The organism is Helicobacter sp. NHP19-003, assembly GCF_019703305.1.
GTDB lineage: Bacteria > Campylobacterota > Campylobacteria > Campylobacterales > Helicobacteraceae > Helicobacter > Helicobacter gastrocanis.
The window spans coordinates 1,306,446-1,316,416 of sequence record NZ_AP024814.1 but is presented as its reverse complement, the minus strand read 5'-3'; the positions used below and the strand labels follow the sequence as shown (position 1 = coordinate 1,316,416).

The following is a 9,971-nucleotide window of genomic DNA, read 5'->3' as shown; positions in this document are numbered from 1 at the left end:
ATCGCTTTTGAGTCTCTGGCAATCACGCAAGGCTAAAAGTGCCAAGCGTGCGAAATAAAAAACAAAAGATTGCGCTCGAAAGGGCTTTTGGGTTCGGGGTTTAAAAACACTTTCATCCCCACTTCCACATCCACGATGTGCCATGTAACAATGGTACGAAACTGCACCCCAAAAGTCCCCATCGCCCGAAAATATGCAGGCTTGAAGGAAAAATCTTTAAACGAGTTCCAGGTGTTCTCGATCAAATCCGACACCTTTTGGTTAATCACCCACGAGTTCGCCCCAAGTTGCAAACCAAAAAAGATCGTCCACGAGTTGATGGGGTTGTGGCTGTAAGACACCATCAGCTCTCCGCCCACACCATAGGTGAATAAATTCGCCTGTTTAGAAGTTTGCCCAAGCAGGATATTGCCGTAGTCTAGGAAAATGTAGTAGCGGCTGTAAAGCCACGAGTTTTTGGGGTTGATCTCATAGCCCCAAGTGATGGAAGCCCCTTGTAGGAGCTTGTTCGCATTGAGGGGCTTGAGATAAACCATACCGATTTCATAGGCAGAAGACATGTAGCTTAGGTTTTTGGCTTTTAGGGGGGCGATTGCCATAAAGAAGGCACAGGCTAAGGCACGCTTTCGATGGACACTAAAATGTTTGAAAACCCGAAATGGCATGCCACATACTAGCATTTTAAAGCCAAAAAACGGGCATGTTTGGCAAATATAAGCGTTGTATAAGTTGTTTAAGATTAAAATCTACACTTATTTATGTGGGTGATCCACGCTCATTAATTTTTAAGATAGAAGGATGGCCATGTTAGAAGGTGAAGCTAGGGGAGTACTTAGCAAATCCGCTAAAAAAGCATTGCGTAAAGGGGGGGTTTTGATGGCGAATTTATACGCCAAAGGCATGGAGAATGTCCACGCCACTTTTAAGACAAACGATTTTATCCGCTTTGTCAAGCACAAACCCCATTTAGACTTCATGGTGAAAGTCGGGCAAGAGAGCTACAATGTCGTGGTGCAGGCCTACCAAAAAGACCCCATAACAAACACTTTGATCCATGTGGATTTGCTCGTTTTGCAAAAGGGCTTAAAGTCTAAATTTTTAATCCCTGTGAAAACCACTGGCACGCCTGTGGGCTTGAAGAACAAGGGCATTTTGATGCTCTCTAAAGCCCGTGTGCGCGTGGAGTGTGTGCCTGAGGATTTGCCCGCCCACTTTGAGCTAGATGTGTCCGCTTTAGATGTGGGGGATGCGATTTTGGTGCGGGATTTGCAAGTCCCCGCCCATGTCAATGTGCTTGAAAATCCAAACAACGCCATTGTCGGGGTCATTAAGGCAAAATAATGCTCGTGGTGGGGCTAGGCAATCCCACACCGACTTGTGCCCACACCCGCCACAATGTGGGCTTTGACATTTTAGACCTTGTGGCACAAAGCCTGCATTTGATCTTCAAGCACTCTAAACTCTATAACGCCGACTACGCTAAAGCCAAAAATGCCTACTTGCTCAAGCCCACGACTTATATGAACCACTCAGGGCAAGCCGTACAAGCCTTTTTGTCCAAACATGCCATAGATCCTATTTTGGTCGTGCACGATGATTTAGACCTGCCTTTGGGGGCGTTGCGTTTCAAGGCTAAGGGGAGCAGTGGTGGGCACAACGGACTCAAATCCATCATGGCGCACTGCCCCCACCCCTTTTATAAGATGAAAATCGGGATCGGGCGGAGCAATGGTGAAACCATTGCCCATGTTTTAGGTCATTTTACCCCCCAAGAGCAGCCCCTGAAAAATGAAATCCTAGAACACGCTAAAGAAGCCTTGCTTTTTTACCTTGAAACGGGCGACTTCCACGCCCTGCAAAACCAATTCACCCGCAGAGCCTAGTCTATGCGCTTGTGGGTGTTTGTCGGCTCTTACTACCTCAAGTATTTTTTGATCATTGTATGCGCCCTTGAGTTTTTCTTTATCGGCATTGACAGCCTGCAATACGCTGAGAAGTTCCCCACCGCTGCTAACCTGCTCTTGCTCTTTTTTGTCTACGATGGGCTGTACGCGCTCAACTACACCCTGCCATTGTCCTTGCTCTTAGCCTTAGTTCTCTTTTACACCGCCTTTATCCACTCTAACCAATACACCGCCTTGCTCTCCATCGGCTACTCCATTAAGCAAATCTTAAAGCCCATGCTCGCCATCAACGCCCTGTTTATCGCTATTTTTGTGGGGCTTAGCGCCACGCCTTTTGTTTACATGCAAGAGAAAGCCGAAGCGATTATTTATAAAGACAATGCGGGCAATATCTCGGAGAATCTCTTGGTCAAATACAACAACGACTATGTCTACTTTGGCAAAATCAACCCCCTGCTGCGGAGCGCAAGCAATGTCAAAATTTTCACGCTTCAAGACAAGCAACTCAAAACCTTCGCCCAAGCCCCCAGCGCAAACTTCGAAGGTAAATTTTGGGTTTTACATGGGGTGAGTTTTTTGACCTTACCCACCCCCTTTTTGCTAGGTCCCAAGGGGCTTAAGGTGCAGAAACTGCCCGTGTTAAAAACTCTTAAGGGCTTTCGCCCCAAAGTTTTGGACACAATTTATCAAAACAAGCCCGCCGTGTCCATCACGGATGCGCTGCGCTCCTTGCATGTGCTCTACCACCAAAAGGCAGACACCAAGAAAATCCGGGGCTTTTTGTATGTGTCTATTTTGCTGCCCTTTTTTGTGCCCCTCACGGCGATCCTCATCGCCTACCACACGCCCAAACTCGCCCGCTACGAGAACCTAGCTTTGCTTAGCCTCAAGTTCATTTTGCTCTCTTTGGTGCTGTGGGGGCTGTTTTTTGCCATGGGGAAATTCAGCATTTCTGGGGTTTTCTTGCCCGAAGTGGGGGTTTTAGGGCCCTTTTTAACCCTAGCAGCAATCGCCCTACGCCACTACAAACGCTTAGACTCTAAGCTTTAAAGCCCTGCACGAAGTCTTTTAGCTTGGCGTGCATTTGGGGGGGGGTGTGTAGATGTTGCTCTATGAGCTTCACCACTGCCGAGCCACAAACGACCCCATTGGCCCCCATTTGGTGGGCTTCTTTGGCGTGTGCGGGCTTAGAAATGCCAAAGCCTAACATACAAGGCACTTCTTTAAAACCTTTGAGCGCGGCGATCACACCCTTAGCGTCTGTGCCTAGACTTGTGCTTGCCCCCGTAACACCCGAACGCGCCAGCACATAGACATAGGCTTGTGTCAAGCCTGCGATTTGCTCTAAGTCCTTTTGGCTGGTGTGGGGGGCGGCGATGAAAATGGGGGCGATGTTGTGCTTTTTTGCGCTTGACACAAAGGAGGTGCTCTCAACCAAGGGCAAATCCGCCACAAGTACGCTAGCCACCCCACAATCCGCACAAGTCTCATAAAACTTGTCGATGCCATAGCGGTGGATTAAATTGGCGTACAGCAACAGTCCGATGGGTGTTTGGGGGCTGTAGGCGTGGATTTGTTGCAACAAGTCAAAGTTTTTTTGCATACACGCTCCTGCCTTTAAAGCCCGTAAGTGGCCATCTTGAATCGCCACGCCATCGGCCATAGGATCGCTAAAGGCAAAGCCCAGCTCTAAAGCGTCCGCTCCTGCATCTATGAGTGTTTTAACGATGTTTAAACTCTCGGTGTGCGTGGGGTCGTTTAGCACCACAAAGGGCATGAAAACCCCATTTTTTTTAAAGGTGTTTGCGTAGTCCATGGGGGTTAGATCGGCAAGAGGCGTAAATTTATAATATTTTAGGTTAAAATAAGGGCATGCATTGGTTGTTTTTGGTGTTTTTAGTATTGCTTAGTGGGTGTAAAGAGCACTTTGACACGACTTACATGCCCGACTTCATAGATGAAAAGCGCACTCAAGCGACCAGAAAGGGCGAAATCATTAAAGACTTGCGCCCTGTTGTGAGCGTGTTTATCACGCATTTAAACGATGTGGACCCCGTAACCTACCACCAAAGAGAATTTTTCTTTGTGGAGTTGTTTGCCCAAGATCGAAGCATTTATGAAAACGGGGGCATTAGCTACACACTCTATGGTGTCGACAACAAAGAGTACACGCCCATGTGGGTGCGCCCCATTGACAAGGATGAGTTTGACAAAATCCTACACACCACAAACAGATACACCAAAGCCTATTTAGTCGCCTTTGAAAAGCTAGGTTATTTAGCAGAGCAAGATGCCAAAATCACAATGCAGATCGATGGATTAGGCGAAATGCACTTTAATTTTGCCACCCAAGTGCCCATCCCTAAGTTTTAAAAACGATTTTTTGCTATAATAAGGCCACTTCCCCCACAACACCACTTAAGAGCAAATACAAGGACTGGCATGGAGAAAATATTAGACATAGTAGAGCTGATTGCCTATGAAAAGGGCCTAGGCGTAGACACAATTAAAGATGTCGTCAAAAACAGCATTTTAAGGGTCGCTAAAGAGTGTTTGGATGCACAGGCGAACTTTGTCATTGACGACTCGAACAAGGATTTGACGCTCTTGCATGTGGTGCAGGTGTGTGCCGATGACGACCCTAGGCTAGAAACCGACCCTAAGAACACACTTGCCCTAAGCCAAGCGCACAAGAGCGACCCGACCCTAAAACCCGATGATCTGCTGCACTATGAGATCAGCCTAAAGGACATGAAACGGGGGGCGGTCAATGCGCTGTTTAAAGACCTAGAGTACAACATACAAAAGAGCCTAGAAGACCAGTATTTTCAAAAATACAAGGCGATGTTAAACACCATTGTGAGCGGAGTCGTGCTAGATGTAGATAGCGGGCAGAACACCTACATAGAGATCGATGGCTTGCAAGCGATTTTAGCCCTAAAAAACCGCATTAAGGGGGAGAGTTTTAAAGTGGGCGATAGCGTGCGGGCGGTGTTAAAACATGTGCATTTTAGCAAACAGGGCTTGATTTTAGAACTTTCACGCACCACGCCCAAATTCCTAGAAGCCTTGTTGCGCCTAGAAGTGCCTGAAATCGCCGATGAAGAGATTGAGATCATGGGGATTGCCCGCATCCCCGGGGATCGGGCAAAGCTCGCCCTGCGTTCGCACAACAACCAAATCGACCCGATCGGGGCGACCGTGGGGGTGAAGGGGGTTAGGATCAACGCCATCAGCAAGGAACTTTGTAACGAGAGCATCGATTGCGTGCATTACAACGACATTCCCGAGATGTACATCGCAAACGCCCTCTCCCCCGCCCAAATCATTAAAATCAAAATCAGCGAAAACGAAGAGGGCAAGAAAAATGCCCAAGTTACTCTATATGGCGATCAAAAGAGCAAAGCGATCGGGCGCAATGGGGTGAATGTCCGCCTCGCGTGTATGCTCACGGGCTTTGACATAGACTTTGAAGTGCTAGAACCCAAAGAGAACACCCCAAGAGTGCCTGAAAAAGTGGGCTTGAGTATGCTCGAATCGCTCTTTAGTAAAAAACCCGCCCCAGAAGCCCCCAACAACTAAAGCCAAATCGAAGTGAATAAAAACCCAAAGCCCACAGAAAAGGCAATGGCTAAGGTCCCGGGGATTAAAAAGGGGTGGTTGAAAACATACTTGCCAATTTGGGTACTCCCCGTGTCGTCCATTTGGACCGCCCCAAGTAAGGTTGGGTAAGTGGGCAACACAAAGAGGGCTGAGGTGGCGGCAAACGAGGCGATGATGGTCGCCACGCCATGCGGGTGGGCGGGGGTGAGCCCCATGGCTAAAATCACGCTAGGGATGAGGGCTTTTGTGGTGGCTGCTTGTGAGTATAAGAGCATGCTCGTGAAAAACAGCCCCACCGCGAGCAAAAAAGGGTAATGTGTGATCCAAGTGGCGGCGTGGATTTTGATCGGCTCAATGTAGGCCTTGACAAAAGTGTCGCCCAACCACGCCACGCCCAGCACGCACACGCAAGCACTCAAGCCCGCTTTAAAGGTGCTTGTCTGCACTAAGTCATTGCATTTGACTTTGCAAAAGAGGGCGATGCACACCGCAATGGTTAGCATGAACGCCATGATCGCGCCGTTGCGGGGCAAATGCACGGGCGCGATCCAGCCTACATTTTTAGAAATCGCCGTGGCGTAAAGCACCACCGCCACAATCCCCGCCACAAAAATCCACACCGACAAACGCGCCCCCTTGGGCAACTCCCTTTGCTTGGCAGTCTGCAGCGCCACCGCCCCTTCTAGGTGGCTTGGCAAAAACGCGCTCACAATGAACGCCGTGAGCGCACAGCCTAGAAAGCTTGAGGGGATGATGAGGCCCAGCAAGAGCGGGTAGGACACGCCCAAAGGCTCCACAAAGGCGCTCATCGTGATCACGGCGGCAGACACAGGGCTAGCGGTGATGCCCACTTGACTTGCCACCACCGCTAGAGATAAGGGACGGCAGGGGCGGATTTTCTGCCCTTTGGCCACTTCCACAATCACGGGCAACACTGAAAAGGCGGTGTGTCCCGTGCCGGCTAAAAGCGTGAGGCTGTAAGTTACAAAGGGGGCTAAATAGTTGATGTGCTTAGGATGAGCCCGTAAAATCTTTTCCGCCACCAAGACCAAGTAATCCAAGCCCCCCGCCATTTGCATGCACGAAATCGCCCCGATCACGGACATGATGATTAAAATCACATCCCAAGGGATCGCCCCCGCGTCCATGCCAAGCCCTAAGGTCAACACCACCACGCCAAGACCGCCGGCAAAGCCAATCCCCATCCCCCCTAAGCGCACACCCAAAAACAAAGCCGCCAGCAATACAAAAAATTGCAAAACAAAAAGACCCATAAAAACTCCTTGAAAATATAAATTCTAGCGTTTATTAGCTAGGCTTTGCTAAAGTGGCCTAAAAAGGGACAAATTTGCACACCTTGAATGGACAAGATTCACAGACACTGGCGGCCAGCTTGAAACGCCCTCCAAATGCTCTAGAACACGCCCTGGTCGCCACCCTTTGGAGTGAGCATTGCAGCTACCGCTCCAGCAAAGAGCTTTTAGAAACCTTTGGGGCGGATTTAAAGAACAGTGGGGGTGTGGTGGATTTAGGGGAGGGGTTAGGCGCGGCGTTTAAAATCGAGTCGCACAACCACCCCAGCTTTTCAAACCCCTATGCGGGCGCAGCCACAGGGCTAGGTGGCGTGCAGCGCGACCTTTTAGGCGTGGGTGCAAGGCCCTTAGCCTGCTTTGCCCTGTTGCGCTCTTGCCAAACCACAGCCCACCACCAAGAAGCCCTGGAGGGCTTTAACGACTACGCCAAACATACCCACACGCAAAATTTGGGCTGTGAGAGCGGCTTTAGTGGGGGCTTCAGGCACAATGTTTTGGTGAACGCCTTTTGCGTGGGGCTTGTGCCGCTAGCCCAACAAGTGGGTGCAAGCGCGAGAGCGGGGGGGGTGTTTGTACTGCTCGGGCGGCCAGCTGAGGGCGTGGGCGTGGATGGAGCGTGCATGAGCAGCAAAGAACTCGACAAAGCATCGATGGCAAGTGTCCCCACAGGCGCGCCACACCTGCAAGCCAAGCTCATAGACGCTTGTTTAGAAATTTATGCGGATATAGGCGTGCTAGGAGCGCAGGATTTGGGGGCGGGGGGCTTGGTGTGGCGTGTGTGGAAATGGCGGTGCGTGGGGGTGTTGGAGCTATTTTAGAGCTTGACAAAGCCCCAAGCGTGCAGGATTTAAACCCCCTTGAGATTTTGCTCAACGAAACCCAAGAGCGCATCTTTTATGCCTTGAGCCGCAAAAGCTAGGGCAAGTCTTGCAAGTGGCAAAAAAATATGGGCTGAGCGCGCAGGCTGTGGGGGTCGCCACCAAAGAGCCCCTTTTTAAAGTCCTTTATCGGCAACAAGAGCGCGCCCACTTGCCCCTGCCCCTAAAACCCCCAAATACCCCCTAACCCCCAAGCAAGACCCCCACCTAAGCCCTCAGCCAGTGGGGCTAAACGCTTTGCCCCCAGCACAAATTTGGTTGCCCCAAATTAAAAAACATTTATGCATTGCCCTCACCAGCTCCACGCCCCTAGCCCTGCAAGAGCCTAGAAAAGATAGCAAAAATCTATGTTTGCAAGCCACCAAAGAGTTGCAAGACATGGGCGCAAAGGTGCTGGGCTTTAGCGATTCGATCAATTTAGGGGCAATGGATGGGCATGGGGCATGGGTACTGCAACAAATGTGCTTGGGGCTCAAAGAAGCACGCCAAGAGCTGGGCGTGCCCTTCATCAGCGGCAATGTGTCGCTCAACAACGCCACCGCAAACACCCCCTCTATCCCCCCCACCTTAGCCATTGTGGCTGTGGGGGTTTTGTGATTTTATTTGTTATGCCAAGACACTAGCTCGCGCTCAAGCCCTCTTGACATTGTAAATAGGCTTGCACGCATGGCGCGGTGTTCTTATTGCCCGTTTTGGCCTTTTTGAGGATTTGCGCCTCGTTGGTTTGCACCTTTTTGCGGTTTTTGGGCGTGTCTTTCACCCCTAAACTCATCTTTTTGCGTTTGCTGACACCCCCACCCATAAAATCAACAACATCACCCGTAAAATCCACCGCTGGTATCAAGAGTTTAAACAACATGGATACGCCGCCTATGAGCTCAAAAGGGGCAGGACTCCCGGCCAACACGACAGCCAAAAGAAAATCGATCTAAATTTACTCAAAGAGGCGCTCATTGGCATTGGCGCTGGGGGCGCGCGTTGCTCTTATATGGCCTCTTACCGCTACTATTTAGAGCTAGAGAGGGCGAAAAACCCCGCATTCAGCGTCAGTTACTCCATCTTCAACAGGAGGGCAAAGGCGGCGATTGCGGCCGATAAGCAGTTGCAAATCTTCCTCAAAAAGGGCAAGGACGGCTTATTGCAACGCTACCCGGTGGGCGTGAAGGCCAAAGAGTATGTCAACGCCGAGTGGCAGGTAGACAGTACTAAAATGGACTTCATGGTCAAGGTGCGAGACCCTAAGACCAAAAAGGGCTATGTCGTCAGGCGCAAGAACTTGAGCGCCGTCATCGACCATTTTTCCGGCAGTGCCGTAGCCCAGCTGGTGGACAAAACCGACTCCACCCAACAAATCCGCGTGCTTTATAGCGCGATCTGCAAAATGGGCATGCCCGACAAGATCAGAAGCGACAACGGCAGCGACTACGCCAGCAAGCATTATCAGCAGTTCTTGCGGGCGAACAAAATAGAACCCGTGTTTTGCACCCCCTATGAGGGCCGCCAAAAGGGCAAGATCGAGCGCTTTTTTGGCGTGTTGCACGCCGCGCTAGATTGGCTGCCCGGCTACATCGGCAACGACCTTGCCAAACGCCAGCGCATCGAGGCGCAAAACGCCAGCAAGAAGGACACGCTCAGTGGGCAGGCCACCCGCATTCCTGAAGAGGATTTGCTCTTTGAGGATGAACTGCAGGCCATCATCGATCACACCCTTCGTGAAAAATACAATGACTACAAAGGCCACGTCCCCTATTGTTTGAGCGCGCAAGAGCTCGCACGCGTTTACAGCCACATCGGCAAGACCCACCAGCGCACCATCCACGCCTACGGGATCGATTTAAACAACAAGACCTTCACCAGCGCGCACATCTGGGACAAATGCGCCATCGGCGATAGCGTCATCGTGGTGGAGAACCCGGACAATCCGCACGAAGTTACCCTATACACCCCCGCTGGGGAGCGCATCGGGGCGGCCTCTTGTACTTCTTTGGGCGCGGAGTGCATGGATTTAGAGGGCTTTAAAAAGGCCAAAAAGGACTACAAAGCCCAAACGCTCAACCCCTTCTTAAACCTTGTCAAAAAGAGCCAAGCCCAAGCCCGCGCGCACAAAAAGCAAAGGGCGCAAGACCTGCTCGCGCTAAGCAAACCTGCCAAACTCCCCCCCAGCGAGCGCGCCTATCAAGACGCACGGGCCAAGCTGATGGAGGATTTGGCGCGGCTAAGAGAGTTGGAGGCTTTGCGGCTCAAAAAGAGCTCTTAAAGGGGGGGCTTTAGCG

Annotated in this window: 14 protein-coding genes; 10 read left to right on the top strand and 4 right to left on the bottom strand. The window is 50.8% G+C overall.

Features of this window, described 5'->3' with window-relative positions; translation table 11 throughout:
• Positions 1-32 precede the first annotated feature (32 nt).
• On the bottom strand, positions 33-599 hold the full coding sequence (locus K6J72_RS06830; RefSeq protein ID WP_260320707.1) for an outer membrane protein: 567 nt from the start codon (positions 597-599) through the stop codon (positions 33-35).
• A gap of 205 nt (positions 600-804) precedes the next feature.
• Here K6J72_RS06830 and K6J72_RS06825 point away from each other — a divergent pair, with 205 nt between their 5' ends.
• From K6J72_RS06825 to K6J72_RS06815, 3 genes are read left to right on the top strand one after another with little or no spacing between them, the layout of a single operon-like run.
• Complete coding sequence (locus K6J72_RS06825) at positions 805-1,341, top strand: 50S ribosomal protein L25/general stress protein Ctc (RefSeq protein WP_221279341.1); 537 nt, start codon at positions 805-807, stop codon at positions 1,339-1,341.
• Positions 1,338-1,883: an aminoacyl-tRNA hydrolase gene (gene pth, locus K6J72_RS06820; protein WP_221281199.1), complete on the top strand. Its 546-nt coding sequence runs from the start codon at positions 1,338-1,340 to the stop codon at positions 1,881-1,883. The genes K6J72_RS06825 and pth overlap by 4 nt, the downstream gene beginning before the upstream one ends.
• 3 nt (positions 1,884-1,886) lie before the next feature.
• A complete protein-coding gene (locus tag K6J72_RS06815; protein WP_221279340.1) occupies positions 1,887-2,954 on the top strand; it encodes an LptF/LptG family permease in 1,068 nt (355 codons plus the stop codon).
• Here the strand turns inward: K6J72_RS06815 and trpA are convergent.
• Positions 2,944-3,720 (bottom strand): tryptophan synthase subunit alpha, encoded by a 777-nt coding sequence (trpA, locus tag K6J72_RS06810; RefSeq protein ID WP_221279339.1) that lies wholly within the window; start codon positions 3,718-3,720, stop codon positions 2,944-2,946. The genes K6J72_RS06815 and trpA overlap by 11 nt on opposite strands.
• A gap of 56 nt (positions 3,721-3,776) precedes the next feature.
• Here trpA and K6J72_RS06805 point away from each other — a divergent pair, with 56 nt between their 5' ends.
• Together K6J72_RS06805 and nusA are read left to right on the top strand one after the other, a co-directional pair.
• Positions 3,777-4,277 (top strand): hypothetical protein, encoded by a 501-nt coding sequence (locus tag K6J72_RS06805; protein ID WP_221279338.1) that lies wholly within the window; start codon positions 3,777-3,779, stop codon positions 4,275-4,277.
• Between the two features lie 69 nt (positions 4,278-4,346).
• Positions 4,347-5,486, top strand: coding sequence for a transcription termination factor NusA (nusA, locus tag K6J72_RS06800; protein WP_221279337.1), 1,140 nt, complete (start codon positions 4,347-4,349; stop codon positions 5,484-5,486).
• Here the strand turns inward: nusA and K6J72_RS06795 are convergent.
• A complete protein-coding gene (locus K6J72_RS06795; RefSeq protein ID WP_221279336.1) occupies positions 5,483-6,781 on the bottom strand; it encodes an anaerobic C4-dicarboxylate transporter in 1,299 nt (432 codons plus the stop codon). The two genes, nusA and K6J72_RS06795, sit on opposite strands and share 4 nt — an antisense overlap.
• 74 nt (positions 6,782-6,855) lie before the next feature.
• On the opposite strand from K6J72_RS06795, the gene K6J72_RS06790 reads away from it, so the two are divergent.
• Genes K6J72_RS06790 through K6J72_RS06780 form a run of 4 tightly spaced genes read left to right on the top strand, consistent with a single transcriptional unit; the run spans position 6,856 to position 8,295 of the window.
• Positions 6,856-7,638 (top strand): AIR synthase related protein, encoded by a 783-nt coding sequence (locus K6J72_RS06790; RefSeq protein ID WP_221281198.1) that lies wholly within the window; start codon positions 6,856-6,858, stop codon positions 7,636-7,638.
• The gene (locus K6J72_RS06785) at positions 7,611-7,739 is read left to right on the top strand and encodes a hypothetical protein (protein WP_221279335.1); all 129 of its coding nucleotides are present in this window, start codon (positions 7,611-7,613) and stop codon (positions 7,737-7,739) included. The genes K6J72_RS06790 and K6J72_RS06785 overlap by 28 nt, the downstream gene beginning before the upstream one ends.
• Before the next feature lie 14 nt (positions 7,740-7,753).
• Entirely contained in the window at positions 7,754-7,885 is a 132-nt protein-coding gene (locus K6J72_RS08480; protein ID WP_260320561.1) for a hypothetical protein, read from the top strand.
• 50 nt (positions 7,886-7,935) lie between these two features.
• Positions 7,936-8,295 (top strand): AIR synthase related protein, encoded by a 360-nt coding sequence (locus K6J72_RS06780; protein ID WP_221279334.1) that lies wholly within the window; start codon positions 7,936-7,938, stop codon positions 8,293-8,295.
• A 22-nt stretch (positions 8,296-8,317) separates the two neighbouring features.
• Here the strand turns inward: K6J72_RS06780 and K6J72_RS06775 are convergent, their stop codons facing one another.
• On the bottom strand, positions 8,318-8,614 hold the full coding sequence (locus K6J72_RS06775; protein WP_221279333.1) for a hypothetical protein: 297 nt from the start codon (positions 8,612-8,614) through the stop codon (positions 8,318-8,320).
• Between the two features lie 72 nt (positions 8,615-8,686).
• On the opposite strand from K6J72_RS06775, the gene K6J72_RS06770 reads away from it, so the two are divergent.
• Positions 8,687-9,955 carry an integrase catalytic domain-containing protein gene (locus tag K6J72_RS06770; protein WP_221279332.1) on the top strand — a complete coding sequence of 423 codons (1,269 nt, stop codon included), beginning with the start codon at positions 8,687-8,689 and terminating at the stop codon, positions 9,953-9,955.
• The last annotated feature ends 16 nt before the right edge of the window (positions 9,956-9,971 follow it).